The organism is Parvimonas micra (assembly GCF_037482165.1).
GTDB lineage: Bacteria > Bacillota > Clostridia > Tissierellales > Peptoniphilaceae > Parvimonas.
The window spans coordinates 477,552-493,806 of the sequence record NZ_CP148048.1 but is presented as its reverse complement, the minus strand read 5'-3'; the positions used below and the strand labels follow the sequence as shown (position 1 = coordinate 493,806).

Annotated in this window: 16 protein-coding genes; 5 read left to right on the top strand and 11 right to left on the bottom strand. The window is 28.6% G+C overall.

Going from position 1 to position 16,255, the window contains the following annotated elements; translation table 11 throughout:
* Positions 1 to 54: 54 nt before the first annotated feature.
* The 5 genes from WFJ11_RS02440 to trkA are packed head-to-tail and all read right to left on the bottom strand — an operon-like array spanning position 55 to position 5,026.
* Complete coding sequence (locus tag WFJ11_RS02440) at positions 55 to 528, bottom strand: GNAT family N-acetyltransferase (RefSeq protein ID WP_338817610.1); 474 nt, start codon at positions 526 to 528, stop codon at positions 55 to 57.
* 26 nt (positions 529 to 554) lie between these two features.
* Positions 555 to 1,580 carry an L-threonylcarbamoyladenylate synthase gene (locus tag WFJ11_RS02435; RefSeq protein WP_338817609.1) on the bottom strand — a complete coding sequence of 342 codons (1,026 nt, stop codon included), beginning with the start codon at positions 1,578 to 1,580 and terminating at the stop codon, positions 555 to 557.
* A gap of 3 nt (positions 1,581 to 1,583) precedes the next feature.
* A complete protein-coding gene (locus WFJ11_RS02430; RefSeq protein ID WP_323987989.1) occupies positions 1,584 to 2,204 on the bottom strand; it encodes a ribonuclease H family protein in 621 nt (206 codons plus the stop codon).
* Positions 2,205 to 2,217: 13 nt separating this feature from the next.
* Entirely contained in the window at positions 2,218 to 3,663 is a 1,446-nt protein-coding gene (locus tag WFJ11_RS02425) for a TrkH family potassium uptake protein (protein ID WP_293438759.1), read from the bottom strand.
* 7 nt (positions 3,664 to 3,670) lie between these two features.
* On the bottom strand, positions 3,671 to 5,026 hold the full coding sequence (gene trkA / locus WFJ11_RS02420; protein ID WP_338817608.1) for a Trk system potassium transporter TrkA: 1,356 nt from the start codon (positions 5,024 to 5,026) through the stop codon (positions 3,671 to 3,673).
* Between the two features lie 180 nt (positions 5,027 to 5,206).
* On the opposite strand from trkA, the gene WFJ11_RS02415 reads away from it, so the two are divergent.
* Positions 5,207 to 5,851 (top strand): superoxide dismutase, encoded by a 645-nt coding sequence (locus WFJ11_RS02415; protein WP_009372802.1) that lies wholly within the window; start codon positions 5,207 to 5,209, stop codon positions 5,849 to 5,851.
* Positions 5,852 to 6,018: 167 nt separating this feature from the next.
* On the opposite strand, the gene WFJ11_RS02410 is transcribed toward WFJ11_RS02415, so the two are convergent.
* Entirely contained in the window at positions 6,019 to 7,773 is a 1,755-nt protein-coding gene (locus WFJ11_RS02410; RefSeq protein WP_338817606.1) for a 1-deoxy-D-xylulose-5-phosphate synthase, read from the bottom strand.
* 133 nt (positions 7,774 to 7,906) lie between these two features.
* Between WFJ11_RS02410 and WFJ11_RS02405 the strand changes: the two genes are divergently transcribed.
* From WFJ11_RS02405 to WFJ11_RS02395, 3 genes are all read left to right on the top strand, one after another.
* Positions 7,907 to 8,536, top strand: a complete 630-nt coding sequence (locus tag WFJ11_RS02405; RefSeq protein ID WP_338817605.1) for a thiamine diphosphokinase — start codon at positions 7,907 to 7,909, stop codon at positions 8,534 to 8,536.
* Between the two features lie 97 nt (positions 8,537 to 8,633).
* On the top strand, positions 8,634 to 9,491 hold the full coding sequence (gene pdxS, locus WFJ11_RS02400) for a pyridoxal 5'-phosphate synthase lyase subunit PdxS (protein ID WP_323987996.1): 858 nt from the start codon (positions 8,634 to 8,636) through the stop codon (positions 9,489 to 9,491).
* Between the two features lie 146 nt (positions 9,492 to 9,637).
* Positions 9,638 to 11,137 (top strand): C69 family dipeptidase, encoded by a 1,500-nt coding sequence (locus tag WFJ11_RS02395; protein ID WP_338817759.1) that lies wholly within the window; start codon positions 9,638 to 9,640, stop codon positions 11,135 to 11,137.
* 19 nt (positions 11,138 to 11,156) lie between these two features.
* On the opposite strand, the gene WFJ11_RS02390 is transcribed toward WFJ11_RS02395, so the two are convergent.
* Positions 11,157 to 11,384, bottom strand: a complete 228-nt coding sequence (locus WFJ11_RS02390) for a hypothetical protein (protein WP_009372811.1) — start codon at positions 11,382 to 11,384, stop codon at positions 11,157 to 11,159.
* Positions 11,385 to 11,513: 129 nt separating this feature from the next.
* Between WFJ11_RS02390 and WFJ11_RS02385 the strand changes: the two genes are divergently transcribed.
* A complete protein-coding gene (locus WFJ11_RS02385; RefSeq protein WP_338817604.1) occupies positions 11,514 to 12,539 on the top strand; it encodes a M42 family metallopeptidase in 1,026 nt (341 codons plus the stop codon).
* 43 nt (positions 12,540 to 12,582) lie between these two features.
* Here WFJ11_RS02385 and WFJ11_RS02380 read toward each other — a convergent pair whose 3' ends face one another.
* Genes WFJ11_RS02380 through potA form a run of 4 tightly spaced genes read right to left on the bottom strand, consistent with a single transcriptional unit; the run spans position 12,583 to position 16,253 of the window.
* Complete coding sequence (locus WFJ11_RS02380; RefSeq protein ID WP_009354294.1) at positions 12,583 to 13,572, bottom strand: ABC transporter substrate-binding protein; 990 nt, start codon at positions 13,570 to 13,572, stop codon at positions 12,583 to 12,585.
* Positions 13,573 to 13,609: 37 nt separating this feature from the next.
* Positions 13,610 to 14,386 carry an ABC transporter permease gene (locus WFJ11_RS02375; protein WP_269722443.1) on the bottom strand — a complete coding sequence of 259 codons (777 nt, stop codon included), beginning with the start codon at positions 14,384 to 14,386 and terminating at the stop codon, positions 13,610 to 13,612.
* On the bottom strand, positions 14,376 to 15,203 hold the full coding sequence (locus tag WFJ11_RS02370; RefSeq protein ID WP_338817603.1) for an ABC transporter permease: 828 nt from the start codon (positions 15,201 to 15,203) through the stop codon (positions 14,376 to 14,378). The genes WFJ11_RS02375 and WFJ11_RS02370 overlap by 11 nt, the downstream gene beginning before the upstream one ends.
* Positions 15,204 to 16,253, bottom strand: a complete 1,050-nt coding sequence (gene potA, locus WFJ11_RS02365) for a spermidine/putrescine ABC transporter ATP-binding protein (protein ID WP_338817602.1) — start codon at positions 16,251 to 16,253, stop codon at positions 15,204 to 15,206. It abuts the gene before it with no gap.
* Positions 16,254 to 16,255: the final 2 nt, after the last annotated feature.

Here is a 16,255-nt window from a genome sequence, read left to right as displayed (position 1 = left end):
GATTTACTGCCTTTCATCTTATATTTAATTATTTAATTTAGATATCAAACAATTCTAATCTCCAATATATTTAATATATATTTGACATGGATTCCATTCATCCCATAGTGTTGGAAAAACTTCCAATTCCTTATATCCTACAGATTTGTAGAAATTATTTGTTATATCATATTCTTTATAATGTCCAGTCTGAACAGTTTTAACTTGAGTATAAGTGTAACCAAGCTTTTTTGCCAATTTTTCATAAGCATCATTTAACTTTGTTCCTATTCCCATTCTATGATAGTTTTTCTTAATTCCCATAACAAAAATATCTGCACAATCCACACTTGTAGAATTCAATACTACAAAACCTACTGCCTCATTATCCATAAAACAAGCAATAAACGGTTTGTCTTGTGAATCTGTAATATATTCTTCCGTACTTTCTGGCATACCAAACCATTCAGGAAGATCATTTAATATTTCTCTCGATATTTTCTCCTTTTCTTTAATATCAACGATTTCTTTAATAATCAATTCTTTCAAATTACTAACTCCTTTAAAGTTCACTGTTAATCAATGTATTTTATATTTCCACTAGAGGATTTTTTTAGTCTGTTCATTATTGAAAATCCGAGTCCATTTTCATCACAACCCTCAACAATAATCAAATCAACATTTTTTTCGTCGAATTCTCTAAGACCTTTAAATAATATTTTTGACATTTCTTTTAAATCAAAAATTGAACCCAATGATAAAATATTTTCACTTTCAACATTTAAAAATGTTTCGTCAAACTTAAAAATTCCGATTTTTAAGTCTTTATTTTCTTTTATTATTTTTTCAATCTCAATTGATGATTTTTTTCTGTCTTTAGCTGAAATTACTACAACTTTTGCCTTTGGTGCATAATGTTTATACTTTTGCCCAGGTGATTTTGGAATTGTATTTTCTGTTACAATAGCATCATCAATTAAAATTTTATCTTCATATTTCAAAAAATCTTCCTTTGTATAAAAGCCAGGTCTTAAAATCGTATAAGGTTTTTTAGTCAAATCCAAAACAGTTGATTCTATTCCGATATTGCAAAGTCCACCATCTAAGATTACAGAAATTTTACCATTCATATCAGTAAAAACATCTTCTGCAGTCGTTGGTGACGGCTTCCCTGAAATATTTGCAGAAGGTGCAGCTATTGGAACACCACATTGCTTTATAAAACTTCTTGCGATTTCATTATTCGGCATTCTAATTGCAACGGTATCAAGTCCACAACTAACAGCTTCAGGAATTATATCTTTCTTTTTCATAACAACAGTTAATGGTCCTGGCCAAAAATGATTTAAAAATTCTTTTATATCATCATTTAATTCATAAACCAATTTTTCCATCATATCATAATCTGAAATATGCAATATCAATGGATTATCCTGTGGTCTATTTTTTGCCTTAAAAATTTTTGAAACGGCAATATCTGATAATCCATTTGCTCCTAAACCATATACAGTTTCTGTTGGAATTGCAACAATTTCATCATTTAATATTAATTTTGCAGATTTTTCTATATTTTCTTTTGTCGGTTTTAATATTTCAGTCATAAATTATTTTTCAATTCCTAAAGATTTTTTTGCTAAATGGTCTGCAAGATCATTATATTTATCATTTGAATGTGCCTTAACCTTTACAAATAAAATCTCTATTTCCTTTCTAAACTCTTTAATCTTATCTCTATATCCTATAGTAAGAGGCAAATTGCATTTCCATTCTCCATTAGCCCAAGATGAAATGCCTTGATAATCGTAAAAAACAGTTATTTTTTTCTTTTTAAGTTTTATTGCCTCACTAATAGCTCTAATTGAACCAAAAAGCTCTCCAGTTACATTTCTACTTTTTGCAACTTCAGGGTCTTCTCCCTTTCCAAAAAGTTCAATAATATCATCTTTTAAAATTAGTACAACTCCATATCCATATTCTAAAGTATCTTTTTTATAAGAACCATCTACATAGGCTACAATCTCATCTTCAGAAATATCTTCTAAACTAAAGCTATTAACTTCATTTTCTATATTTCCATTATTCAAATAATTTTTAGCTTCTTCTAAAGTTGGAAAAGATTTATAAATTGCCCCTGAAAAACCTGTAACTTGTTTTTTACAGTCCTCCCAATTATTATAAATTCCAACAGATTTTCCAACCTTAACCGCATAATATTTTTTAGCCAAAAACATCTCCCCCCTATTTTTTTCTCCAAGTTGTTGAAGAAAATAAAATTAATATTGGGAATATTTCAAGTCTTCCTGCTAGCATTGCAAAAGATAAAACTACCTTATTAAAATCTGTAAGACTTGCATAGCTTCCTGTAGGTCCTACAATCGCCATTCCAGGGCCAATATTATTAAATGTTGCCATTACTGCTGAAAATGCAGTTAAAAAGTCAGGAACCGAAAAAGATATTAAAATTGTAAAAATAATAATTAAAAATATATAAATTACAAAGTAAGCCCTTACTTCTTCTAATACTTCATTCCCGACAGCCTTATTATCCATTTTCACACTTAATACTCTTTTTGGATTTACTGCCTTTCTAAATTGTAGAATAGATGACTTAACTAGAATTATAAATCTTGAAATTTTTAATCCACCTGCAGTTGAACCAGCACAAGCTCCTGTGAACATTAAGAACAGAAGAATAAAATGAGAAAAAGGTGGCCATTTTCCAAAATCTGCTGTAGCATACCCAGTTGTAGATATTATTGAAGAAACTGTAAAAAATATATCCTTAACTGCAGTTAAATAAGAAGTATAATTATTTTTTATATTGAAAAATATTAAAACAACACTTCCAAAAACTATAAACAAATACCATCTTAATTCTTCGCTTTTTAAACCATCTCTGGCTTTTCCTATTAAGATAACATAAAATATGTTAAAATTTATACCAAAAATTATCATTGCAATTGCTAGAATCATTTCAACTAGCGGACTATTGTAATAAGCAATTGAATTTGCTTTTATTCCAAATCCCCCTGTTCCTGCCGCTCCAAATGCATGAACAAAAGAATCAAAAATAGGATGTCCTGCAAGAATAAGTGCAATTATCAAAACTCCAGTCATTGCAAAGTAAATCTTATATAAAATTCTAGCGGTATAGCTCATTTTTGAAACTAGTTTTCCAAAAATAGGACCCGGAACTTCAGCTTTCATAATATGAGAATGTCTATTTGAACGTGGTAATATCGCTAATGCAAATACTAAAATACCCATTCCACCAATTAAATGTGTAAAACTTCTCCAAAATAGTAATGAATGACTAAGTGCCTCAACATCTGTTAAGATACTAGCTCCAGTAGTAGTAAAACCACTAGAAGTTTCAAAAAAAGCATCTATAAAGCTAGGAATTGCTCCTGAAAAAACAAATGGTAATGCGCCAAAAGCGGATAAAAGTATCCAAGACAAAGAAACTATAATAAATCCCTCTTTCTCATAAAATGCTCCACTTCCATCAGCTTTATATCCAACAATATATCCAAATATCAATAATATGAATATAGTAGCTAGAAAACTTAAAATATTTATATAATTTTCTTTATATATTAGAGAAACAATAACTGGTAAAAGTAAAAATCCTGCCTCAATATATAAAATTTTACTCAAAATATATCTTATAATTTTATTATTCATAATACACCTATACCAAAATACAATCTATATTTTGTATTAAATTTGCCTTTGAAATTATTATTACAGTATCATTTACCATTATAGAATCTTCTCCACTTGGGAAAATCAATTTATTATCTCTAATTATGTATGCTATAAGTACATTATTCTTTATTTCAAGCTCTTTTAGTGGAATATCTATAGCTTTAGACTTTTTATTAACTTTTATTTCAACTGCTTCCACATTATTTGATAATCTATGTAAAGTCTCTATATTAGAACCTTCACTATTAATAATTGATCTTACAACACTAATTATGATATCTGAAACCAATCTTTTTGGTGTTACAAATGAAAATCTTTCAGTAGGTGGAATTATATTTAAAAGGGAAATTCTACTAACCTTTGCTACTGCTTTTTTTACATTTGATTTTTCTGCAAACATTCCTAACATAATGTTTTCTTCATCAATACCTGTTAAAGCCACACAAGCATCATAATTTGTTAATCCCTCTTCATCTAAAACATCAGAGTCTGAACCATCTGCACAAATAACTTTAACGTTTGATGGAAATTTTTCACTAAATGACATTGCTAAATCTCTATTAACTTCAACTAATTTTATTTTAATGTTTTCACGAATCAAATTAGAAACTAAATAATAAGAAATTCTACTTCCACCTATAATAAAAACAGATTCTATTTTTTTATCTCCACCCTTAATAATGTTATAAAATTTATATACAAACTCATCAGTTCCAGTAAAATAAATTTTATCATTTTCCTTAATAATGAAGTCTCCTGAAGGGATAAAAATTTCTTCCTCTCTTTCAACTATTCCAATTAAAATTTTTATATTAAATTTTTGTTGTAAATCTACAATTTTAGTGTCTTTAATAGGGCTATCCTTTCCAATAGATACACCTATAAGTTTTACTCGACCATCCGCAAATGTTTCAACAGAATGAGCAGAAGGATATTTTAATCCTCTAGATATTTCTCTTGCAGCTACAAATTCAGGATTTATAACTAAATCAATTCCCAATACTTCCTTAACAAAACCAGATTTAGAAGAATATTCTGGGTTTCTAACACGAGCTATTGTATACTTTGCGCCCATATTCTTAGCGAAAATACAAGATATAATATTTATCTCATCACTATCAGTTACAGCAATAAAAACATCACTATCTTTTACTCCTGCTTCATCTAAAAGTTCAAAATTTGTACCACTTCCTAAAATCCCCATAATGTCATATTTAGATAACATTTCATTCAGAATTTCTTGTCTTTTTTCTATTAAAATAATATCATTATCTTCTGTATTTAAATCGTTAAATAAATATTCTCCAACTTTACCTGCTCCAACAATTATAATTTTCATAAATACCTCCAGTTCATAGTATATCACATTTTTAAAAAACTTCAATAGCAAAGTTTTATTATATAAAACCTTATTTTATTGATAATAATTATTAAAGTTTTAAAGGTATTCCTATGGGTAAATTAGACTTGAAAAACTAATAAGTTTTTAAATAATAATGAAAATTTTAGGAGGAAAAAAATGGCTTTTGAATTAGTAAAATTAAATTATGCTTATGATGCACTAGAACCTGTTATAGACAAGGAAACTATGGAATTTCATCATGATAAACATCATCAAACTTATGTAAACAACTTAAATAACTTAATTAAAGATACAGTGTTTGAAGAAGCTTCATTAGAAGAAATATTAACACATTTAGATCATGCTCCAGAAGATAAAAAGAATGGAATAAAAAATAATGTTGGTGGAGTTTTTAACCACAATGTTTTCTGGGAAAGCATGACACCAGGTGGATCAAAAGAACCTATTGGAGAAGTAGCTAAAAAAATAGATGAAAAATTTGGAAACTTTGAAGCATTTAAAGAAGAATTCAACAAAAAAGGTGCTGGACAATTTGGTTCAGGTTGGGTGTGGCTAATTTCTGATAAAGAAGGAAATATTGATGTAATTACTACTCCAAACCAAGACTGCCCTATTTCTTGTGGTAAGATAATTCTTTTAGGCAATGATGTTTGGGAACATGCTTATTATTTAAAATATCAAAATAGAAGAGCAGAATATTTAAAAGAATGGTGGAAAGTTGTAAACTGGGATATAGTTGAACAAAGATACCAAAATAGAAATCATAATGAATGTTCATGTGGTTGTGGATGCGGATGCTAATAAAAATTTAAAGAGATTTCATCTGAAATCTCTTTTTTTATTGTGAAACAACAAGGTTTTCGGGAACCCACCCGATGCGAAGCATCGTAGAAGAGTGGGATTCTTATATAAAATTTTAAAAAAGCCGTCTTAAAAATAAGTCGGCTTTTTTATAAATCATACTGTCTTTACTTTTCTAATAACTCTTTAATATCTGTAATAATTTGTTCTTTTGAAATTCCATTTTCCATGAGAAATTCTTCTACATCAAATCTATCTGGAAAACTCTTTTTAATTCCATAGTTTTTAACTTTAACATCCGAAGTGCCATAAAATCTTGAAACTTTTTCTCCAAAACCTCCATCAAGTACACTATCTTCTAATGTTATTACTAATTTGTGATTTTCCTTTAATTTTTCTAATAATTCTTCGTCTAACCCAGTAATATATACAGGATTAATTAAAGTAACGTCACCCAATTCATCTGCTATTTCTTTTCCTAAATTATAGAAATTACTTAGAGCTATTATGGCTACATCTTTTCCTTTTTTAGTAACTTTGTATTTATTTAGTATAGAATAGTCTGTCTTATCTTCTTCTCCTGTTGATACAACATCTACTACTGGAACTCTTATTGCTACTGGATGTTCAGTTTGATTTAAACCCCAATCTAACATCTTAAAATATTCTTCTTTATTAGTAGGGGCAAGATAAACCAAGTTTGGAATATTTGAAATCATTGGTATATCAAAAATTCCAAGATGTGTTGCATCACTTTCTTCATAAATTGATGCCCCATAGACTAATATTAATGCAGGATTGTTATTTAAACACAAATCTTGAGAAAGTTGGTCATATGTTCTTTGCATAAATGTACTATATACACAGAAAACTGGTTTTGCTCCATTTTTTGCGAGTCCTGAAGACATTGCAACTGCATGTTCTTCTTCTATTCCAACATCAATATATTGCTTGCCCATTTCTTCTCTAATTTCTTTTGAAAATCTAAAAGCTCCTGGTGTCCCAGCATTCAAAATTGCCACTGTTTTATCTTTCTTAATTGCATTCAATAAGTAATCGACAGTTAAGTTTTTATAGTTTTCTACATTTTGTACATTCCCAAAAGTTTTAAATTCTCCTGTCTCAATATCAAAAGGTACTCCGTAATGAAATTTCTCTCTATTAATTTCTGCAGGTTTAAATCCCTTCCCCTTAGTTGTTGAAAGGTGAACAACTACAGGTTTTTTAATATCTTTAACTGACTTAAATGATGAAATAAGTTCTTCAATGTCATTACCATCATCAACATAGAGATAATCAAGACCCATTGCTTTAAATAGATTATTTTCTGCTTTGCCTTTAGTTTTTCTTAAATCATGAAGATTTTTATAGAGTCCACCATGATTTTCAGCAATAGATTGATCATTATCATTTATAATTACGATTATATTACTTTTTAGTTCATAAACATTATTAAGACCTTCAAGAGCTTCTCCTCCACCTAAGGAACCATCTCCTATAACAGCAATAATATTTTCATTATCTCCTTTTAAATCTCTAGCTTTCGCAAGACCACAAGCAAGACTTATTGAAGTTGAAGTATGACCTATTGTAAAAAAATCATGTTCACTTTCTTTTGGAGAAGTAAAACCTGTAACTGATCCATATTTTTCAGGAATCATAAAAGCGTCTTTTCTTCCAGTCAACATCTTATGAACATAAGTTTGATGAGACACATCAAATACAATCTTATCTTTTGGTGAGTCAAAAACATAGTGAAGTGCAAGTGTAAACTCCAACGATCCAAGATTAGGACCAATATGCCCGCCCTTTGCACTAAGTCTTTTTAATAAATGTGTCCTAAGTTCTACAACTAACTCTTTTAACTCGTCAATAGATAATTTTTTTACATCATCAGGCGAATTTATTTTTTCTAAGTACATAGTATCTACTCCTTTTAACTAAAATTTAAACTTCAATTTATTAAATTATACCCTTATTAATTAAAATATTCAATAGTTTAAAATTTTTTAAATTATGTTAAAATATAATTATAATTAAGTTAGGAGAAAAATTATGAAAATTGCTTATATATTTTTTAATGGAAAACTTTTAGGAAATGTAAATTTTTTTAAAAATTTTTTTATGGAAAATAAAGGAGATATCTTTTGTGCAGATGGCGGTGCTAATCTATGTCACGAATTGAATTTAACCCCAAATGAAATTTGGGGAGACTTAGATTCAATTGATAAAGATATTTTAAGCTTTTACGAAGAAAAAAATGTAATTATAAAAAAATTCCCTAAAGATAAAGATTTTACTGATTCAGAATTAATTTTAAACTATATAAAAGAAAAATCATATGATAAAATCTACTGTATTGGTGCATTCGGTGGAGATATAGATCATGAACTTACAAATATTAATTTAATGTTTAAATATGATAATTTATTTTTGTTGAAAGAAAATGAACTGCTTTTTAAAATAGAAAAAGAATTTTATTTTAAAAATGAACTAAATACTAAAATTTCTTTTATACCATTTTCAGAAGAAATAAAAAATTTAACATTATCTGGTTTTAAATATAATGTTAATAATATTACTCTTAAAAAAGGAGACTCTCTTTGCATAAGTAATATTATAGAAGCAAATTCTGCAAAAGTAACTTTTGATAAAGGAAAAATTTTATGTGTGATAAAAAAATAATCTGATACCATTTTTTATATCAATTTTGGTTCTTTCTCTAGTATCAAAAATATAATATACTTTTTGTATAAAATATATTTAAGGAGAAAGGGTTATTATGAAAAAGAAAGATTTAACACAAAATTTTGTAGGCGGAGTTATAATGGATGTTACAACACCAGAACAAGCAAAGATAGCTGAAAAAGCAGGTGCAGTAGCTGTAATGGCTTTAGAAAGAATTCCTGCTGATATTCGTGTTGCTGGTGGTGTTTCAAGAATGAGCGACCCTGCAATGATTAAAAGTATAATGAAAGCTGTTTCTATTCCTGTTATGGCAAAATGCAGAATCGGACATTTTGTTGAAGCTCAAATTTTACAAGAAATAGGAATAGATTACATTGATGAAAGTGAAGTGCTATCTCCTGCTGATAATATTCATCATGTAGATAAAACAAAATTTAATACACCTTTTGTATGTGGTGCAAGAGATTTAGGAGAAGCTTTAAGACGTATTCAAGAAGGTGCAAGAATGATTCGTACAAAAGGAGAAGCAGGTACGGGAGATGTTGTTCAAGCTGTATCACATATGAGAAAAATTCAAGGAGAAATCCGCCAAGTAACTGCAATGGCAGAAGATGAATTATTTGAAAAAGCAAAAGAATTTAAAGTTCCTTATGAATTATTAAAATATGTTCATGAAAATGGAAAACTTCCAGTTGTTAATTTTTCAGCTGGTGGTGTTGCAACTCCGGCAGATGCAGCTCTTATGAGACAATTGGGAGCTGAAGGCGTATTTGTGGGCTCAGGAATTTTTAAATCAGGAAATCCTGAAAAAAGAGCTAAGGCAATAGTTGAAGCAGTTAAACATTACAATGATCCTAAGGTTATTGCTAAAGTCTCTGAAAATCTTGGAGAAGCTATGGTAGGAATCAACGAAAATGAAATTGAAATTATTATGGCTGAAAGAGGAATTTAAAAATTTTTAGATTATTTGCTTCTTTTTGATATTTATTATTAAATATATTTACTTTTTATTTTTTTCAGAGTATAATATAGTTGTAGCATAGATGAAATGTTACACAATTTATGCAAAAAAGTTATATTTTGAAAGGAGATTTTATTATGGCTTGTACTACAATTTTAGTTGGAAAAAATGCTACTTATGATGGATCAACAATGGTTGCTCGTAATGAGGACTCTCCATCAGGTCAATTTTGTGAAAAGAAGTTTATAGTTGTTCATCCAAAGGAACAACCTGTAAAATATAAATCAGTTTTATCTCATGTTAAAATTGACTTACCTACTAATCCTATGCGTTATACTTGCATGCCTAATGCAGTTGATAATGAAGGAATTTGGGGTGCTTGTGGTGTTAATGAATTAAATATTTCTATGACTGCAACTGAAACTTTAACTTCAAATGAAAGAGTATTAGGTGCAGATCCTCTTGTAGAATTCGTTCCTGCAGTAGGAAAAAAAGGTGATAAAGATTATGTTGCTGAAAAAGTAGGCGGAATAGGTGAAGAAGATATGGTTACTTTAGTTTTACCATATATTAAATCTGCTCGTGAAGGTGTAATTAGACTTGGAGAAATTTTAGAAAAGTATGGCACTTATGAAATGAATGGTATAGCTTTTCAAGATGTTAATGAAATTTGGTGGTTAGAAACTATCGGAGGTCATCATTGGATTGCAAGACGTGTTCCTGACGATTGCTATGTAATTATGCCAAATCAACTTGGTCTTGATTATTTTGATTTAGAAGATGCTTTTGGAGAACAAAAAGAATATATGTGTTCTGCTGACTTAAAAGATTTTATAAATAGATATCATCTAGATCTTTCTATTGATGGATCTTTAAATCCTAGAGACGCTTTTGGTAGTCACTCTGATGCAGATCATACTTATAATACTCCTCGTGCTTGGGTATTACAAAGATATTTCAATCCACTTACAAATTATTGGGATGGAATGGAAGCTGATTATGTACCAGAATCAGATGATATTCCATGGTGTAGAACTCCAGATAAAAAAATAACTGTTGAAGATATTAAATATGCACTTTCTAATCATTTCCAAGGAACACCTTATGATCCTTATGGTAAATTCTCAAATGAAAAAGGAAAATTCAGACCAATTGGAATTAATAGAAATAATTTCTTAGGTCTTGTACAAATAAGACCTTATATGCCTGAAACAATTAGAAGCATTGAATGGCTTGCTCTTGGTTCAAATGTATTTAATGCAATGATTCCTTTCTATGTAAATATAGATAAGACACCTGAATATTTAGCAAATACTACAGGAGTACCTACTACAGATGATTTCTATTGGACAAATCGTTTAGTAGCAGCTTTAGCAGATGCTCATTATGCTTCTTGTAGTTCACATATTGAACGTTATCAATTAGCTATTCAATCAAAATGTAATGAAATAATTAATAAATACGACGATAAATTCTTAAGTAAAAAAGTAGCTAAAGGAAAAATTGTTGAATTTTGTGAAAATGCAAATGAAGAAATTGCAACAGAACTAAGAAAACAAACAATTGATTTACTAAGCAAAGTTCTTTACACAGCAAGCTGTGAAATGAAAAATGGATTTTCAAGATCTGACGCTTAAAAAATAAGATAATGGAGCATTATTTTGCTCCCTTTTTCTTTTTCCCACTTTTTTTTACTTCCTGTTTTTCTTCTATTCTTTTATTTTTAAAAAAATCAAAAACACTTAATAATTTTAAAATTAAAATCATAATAATTAATACTTTTTCAAAAGTTCTCGCCTTAAAAAAGATTAACATTAAAATACAGATAAAAACAATTAATACATTTATAATTAAATTAAATTTTTTATTATTTAAAATATTCATACTACTCCTCTATTCCAATTAAATCAAAGAAAGTATATCATTTTATTATATCGTTGTCAATTTTAGAATTATTTGCAATATATTAAATATCGTGTATAATAAGTATATAAAATAAATTTGGAGGTTGTTATGGATAAAAATTATGTTACAAATTTACTTGAAGAGTTACTAAACATCTACAGTCCTACTGGAGATACTGAAAATGCAATTTGTTTTATGGAAAAAAAGTTTAAGGAATTGAATATTCCTTCAAGAAGAACTAATAAGAATGCTCTAATAGCTACAATAGAAGGCGAAGAAAAAGAAGCTATAACTTTTTCAGGTCATGTTGATACTTTAGGTTTAATGGTTAAGGAAATAAAAGCGAATGGACGTCTAGCTTTTAGCTTAGTTGGTGGTTTTTCTCCTACAAGTGTTGAAACTGAAAATGTGTTTATTAAAACTTATGACGGAAAATTAATTCCTGGAACTGTTCTATATAATGAAGCATCAGTTCATGTTTATGATACTACAACAACTGCTCAACGTTCTATAAAAAATATGGAAGTAAGAATTGATGAGGTTGTTAAAAATGCTGAAGATGTTAGAAAACTTGGCATTTCAGTTGGAGATTTTATCTGTTTAGATCCAAGATGTAGAATTTATGACTCTGGTTTTATTAAATCAAGACATTTGGATGATAAAGCCTGTATAGCTGCTATGATGGGACTTGCAAAACATTTAGTTGATAATAAAATAAAACCTAAGAAAACAATTAATTTCTTTATAAGCAATTACGAAGAAATTGGTCATGGTTCAAGCTTTATTCCTGAAAATACTGTTGAATTTTTTGCTGTAGATATGGCGGCTCCTGGTGTTGGACAAGAATCTGATGAAAGAGCTGTAACAATTTGTGCGATGGATTCTTCAACACCTTATGATTTAGGAATGAGAAATAAATTAAGAAAAATTGCTGAAGAAAAGAAAATTGATTATAGAATAGATATTTATCCACATTATGGATCAGATGCAACTGCCGCACTTAGAGCAGGACATGATATTCGTTGTGCATTAATTGGCCCAGGAGTTGATGCTAGCCATAGTTATGAAAGAACTCATATCTTAGGTATAGAAAATACTTGTAAATTAATGTTAGAATATTTATTAGCTAAATAATATTAAATTTAAAAGAGCATAGATTTTTAATCTATGCTCTTTTCTAATCTGCTTTTACATCAGTCCAGATATTATCATATTCTTTTAAAAAGTCTGACGGATCTTTGAATACTTCCATTTTTTTGAAATACTCATCATCAATTTCTGTTACAGATTTTACTAGTTCATTCTCATCAATAACTTCTTGATTAGGAACTGCATAATATGTGTAGTTCATATTTTTCGAAAGAATATCTTTTCTAATTAAAAAATCTATCAACTTATGAGCATTTTCTTTATTTTTTGAATTTTTTAAAATTACCATTGAATCAAACCAAAGATTTGTCCCCTCTTTAGGTTTTACATATTCAAACTTCTCATCTGCATCTAACAATTCTGTTGCATCTCCAGAGTACATCACAGCAATTGCAGCATTTTCAGCTAACATATTATCTTTTGTCTCATCAACAAGATATGCAAGTATTGATTTTTTTTGTTTAATTAAATCTTTCTTGGCAATTTCTAATTCTTCTTTATTTCTTGAATTCATCGAAAAACCATTTTTTAAAAGTGCTGCTGCAAAACTATCTCTTGAACTATCCAGCATAACAATTTTATCTTTATGCTTTTCATCCCATAAATCAGCCCAAGAAGTGATTTCTCCATCAACTAAATTTTTATTATACAAAATACCTAATGTTCCCCAATATAAAGGAATTGAATATTTCGATTCTGGATCATAGCTCTTATTTAAAAATTTTGTATCTATGTTCTTATAATTTGATAGCTTACTTTTATCAATTGGTTCAAGCATATCTTCCTTAATCATCTTTTCAATCATATAATCTGAAGGAACAACTATATCATAATTACTTCCACCTTGTTTTATCTTCAAGTACATATCTTCGTTAGTAACAAAGGTTTCATAATTTACTTTAATTCCGGTTTCTCTTGTGAATTCATCTAAAACTTCTTTATCTATATACTCTCCCCAATTATACATATTTACAACATTTCCCTCTCTTTTACTACAAGAAGATAGTAAAAAAATCATACAAAATGAAAAAAGTACATTCAAAAATATATTTTTTTTAGTCATATAATATACCATCCTCACTTTTCTTATTTATTATTAGTAAAAGAACTAACATCGCAATAAACATCAATGTTGAAAGAGCATTTATTGAAGGATTTATTCCTTTTCTTGCCATAGAGTAAATTTGTGTACTTAAGTTTACAACACCATTTCCACTATTAAAATATGCTATAACGAAATCATCTAATGAAAGAGTAAACGCAAGTAATGCTCCAGCAAATACTCCTTGCTTAATTTCTGGTAAAATAACCTTTCTCAAAGCATAAAAAGGTGTTGCCCCTAAATCCATGGCTGCCTCAGGTAAAAATTTATTCATATGTTTCATCTTTGGATAAACAGAAAGTATTACATAAGGCGTCGCAAGTACGATATGTGAAGCAAGCAAAGTCAAAAATCCATAATCGATATTAAAAACTTTATATAAAACCATTAATGAAATAGCTATTACTATATCTGGATTTAAAACTGGAATGTAATTCAAATTTAAAACTACAAACTTTTCACTTTTTTTCATATAATATATCCCGATAGCTGCAACGGTACCTATAAAAGTTGCAATTACCGTAGTTAGAACAGCAATCAGTATTGTATAATATAGAGCTCTCAAGACCTCTTTATCATTAAATAATTCAACATACCATTTAAAAGTAATTCCTGTAAAAGAGCCTCTAAGTTTTGAATCATTGAATGAATAAAGTATAAGCACAAAAATTGGTGCATATATAAATATGAATACTAATGAAATATATAATTTTTTTAACTTATTTTCCATTTTCCACCTCTTTTGAATACTCTGGATCAAACTTATTCATAACGAAAAGTGAAACCAAAATCATAACTAAAAGTACCATACTCATTGCAGAACCAAAATTCCAATTTCCTGTTACTCTAAATTGTTGTTCAATTATATTCCCTATTAAATTCTCTTTATTTCCACCTAAAAGTGCGGATATTTCGAAAGTTGAAATTGCAGGAATAAACACCATTGTAATTCCCGTAATAACTCCCGGCAAACTCATAGGAAATACTAATTTAGTAAAAGTCTTAAGCCTATTAGCACCTAAATCATGAGATGCTTCAATATATTCCTTATCTATCTTAATCAAAGTTGTATAAATAGGTAAAATCATAAAAGGTAAAAAGTTATATACCATCCCTATTAAAATTGATACATTAGAATACATAAGATTTACAGTAGGAAGTCCAAAAAAATCTAAAATTGAATTTAAAAGTCCATTTTTACTCAAAATACTAATCCAAGAATAAGTCCTAAGTAAAAAGTTCATCCACATCGGAATTACTACCAACAAAATCATCATATTTCTGGTTTTAACTTTAAACTTTGAAATAAAATATGAAAAAGGATAACCAATTATAAGACATAATACTGTAGATAAAACCGCCATTCTTAAAGATCTTAATAAAACTTTAATATAAGTCGGGTTAAAAAATCTTTTGTAATGTTCCAATGAAAAAAGAAAATTTTCTCCTCCATAGTCAACTGAATATTTTGCTATGAAAACAAGAGGAACAACAATAAAAATTACCAACCATACAACGTATGGATATGCAAACCTCTTAAATTTCATCTATATTTCTTTAGCTCCTTTTTTCATAATATGAATATTATCAGGTGTAACTCTAAGTCCAACTTTTGAGTCTATAGGTTTTGTAATCGTGGAATGAACCATATACTCAACTTCTCCAACTTTAACAAGTAATTCATAATGAACTCCTTTAAAAATTTCAGACTTTACAATACCTACCAACATTCCATTTTCTTCATCAACAAGCTCCAAATCTTCTGGACGAATTACTACATCAATCTCTTCATTTGGTGCAAAGCCTTTGTCAACACATTTGAATGTTCTATTTGAAAAACTTACGACAAAATCTTCATTCATAACTCCGTCTAAAATATTACTTTCTCCAATAAAAGAAGCTATAAAGGCATTTTTAGGTTCGTTATAAATATCTATCGGAGTTCCAACTTGTTGAATTTTACCATCATTCATAACTACAATAGTATCGCTCATTGTGAGAGCTTCTTCCTGATCATGAGTTACATAAACGAATGTAATCCCAACTCTCTTTTGAATATTTTTAAGCTCAACTTGCATATCTTTCCTAAGTTGTAAATCCAAAGCACCAAGTGGCTCATCTAAAAGTAAAACTTTTGGTTCGTTTACCAAAGCTCTTGCAATTGCAATTCTTTGTTGTTGACCCCCACTTAAAGATATAATAGATCTTTTTTCATACCCTTTCAAGTTTACAAGTCTTAGCATTTCTTTAACTTTTTCATTAATAATACTTTCTTGCATTTTCTTAATTCTAAGACCAAAAGCAATATTTTCATAAACATTCATATTTGGAAAAAGAGCATATTTTTGAAAGACTGTATTTATATTTCTTTCATAAGGAGGAACATTAGAAATGTCTTTTCCTTCAAATAAAATTTTTCCACTTGTAGGAGTTTCAAAACCTCCAATAAGTCTTAATGTAGTAGTCTTTCCACAACCTGATGGACCTAAAAGAGTTAAAAACTCCTTATCTCTAATATATAAATTTATATCGTCAAGAACAATATTATCTCCAAATCTTTTATTTATATTAACTAATTCGACTGCGTGATTTCCCATAT

Coding starts and splice junctions, on each gene's coding strand:
- WFJ11_RS02385 (WP_338817604.1), top strand. CDS start 11,514: ATGGATAAAAATTATGTTACAAATTTACTTGAAGAGTTACTAAACATC.
- potA (WP_338817602.1), bottom strand. CDS start 16,253: ATGGGAAATCACGCAGTCGAATTAGTTAATATAAATAAAAGATTTGGA.
- WFJ11_RS02380 (WP_009354294.1), bottom strand. CDS start 13,572: ATGATTTTTTTACTATCTTCTTGTAGTAAAAGAGAGGGAAATGTTGTA.
- WFJ11_RS02390 (WP_009372811.1), bottom strand. CDS start 11,384: ATGAATATTTTAAATAATAAAAAATTTAATTTAATTATAAATGTATTA.
- WFJ11_RS02435 (WP_338817609.1), bottom strand. CDS start 1,580: ATGACTGAAATATTAAAACCGACAAAAGAAAATATAGAAAAATCTGCA.
- WFJ11_RS02410 (WP_338817606.1), bottom strand. CDS start 7,773: ATGTACTTAGAAAAAATAAATTCGCCTGATGATGTAAAAAAATTATCT.
- pdxS (WP_323987996.1), top strand. CDS start 8,634: ATGAAAAAGAAAGATTTAACACAAAATTTTGTAGGCGGAGTTATAATG.
- WFJ11_RS02375 (WP_269722443.1), bottom strand. CDS start 14,386: ATGGAAAATAAGTTAAAAAAATTATATATTTCATTAGTATTCATATTT.
- WFJ11_RS02370 (WP_338817603.1), bottom strand. CDS start 15,203: ATGAAATTTAAGAGGTTTGCATATCCATACGTTGTATGGTTGGTAATT.
- WFJ11_RS02415 (WP_009372802.1), top strand. CDS start 5,207: ATGGCTTTTGAATTAGTAAAATTAAATTATGCTTATGATGCACTAGAA.
- WFJ11_RS02425 (WP_293438759.1), bottom strand. CDS start 3,663: ATGAATAATAAAATTATAAGATATATTTTGAGTAAAATTTTATATATT.
- trkA (WP_338817608.1), bottom strand. CDS start 5,026: ATGAAAATTATAATTGTTGGAGCAGGTAAAGTTGGAGAATATTTATTT.
- WFJ11_RS02405 (WP_338817605.1), top strand. CDS start 7,907: ATGAAAATTGCTTATATATTTTTTAATGGAAAACTTTTAGGAAATGTA.
- WFJ11_RS02395 (WP_338817759.1), top strand. CDS start 9,638: ATGGCTTGTACTACAATTTTAGTTGGAAAAAATGCTACTTATGATGGA.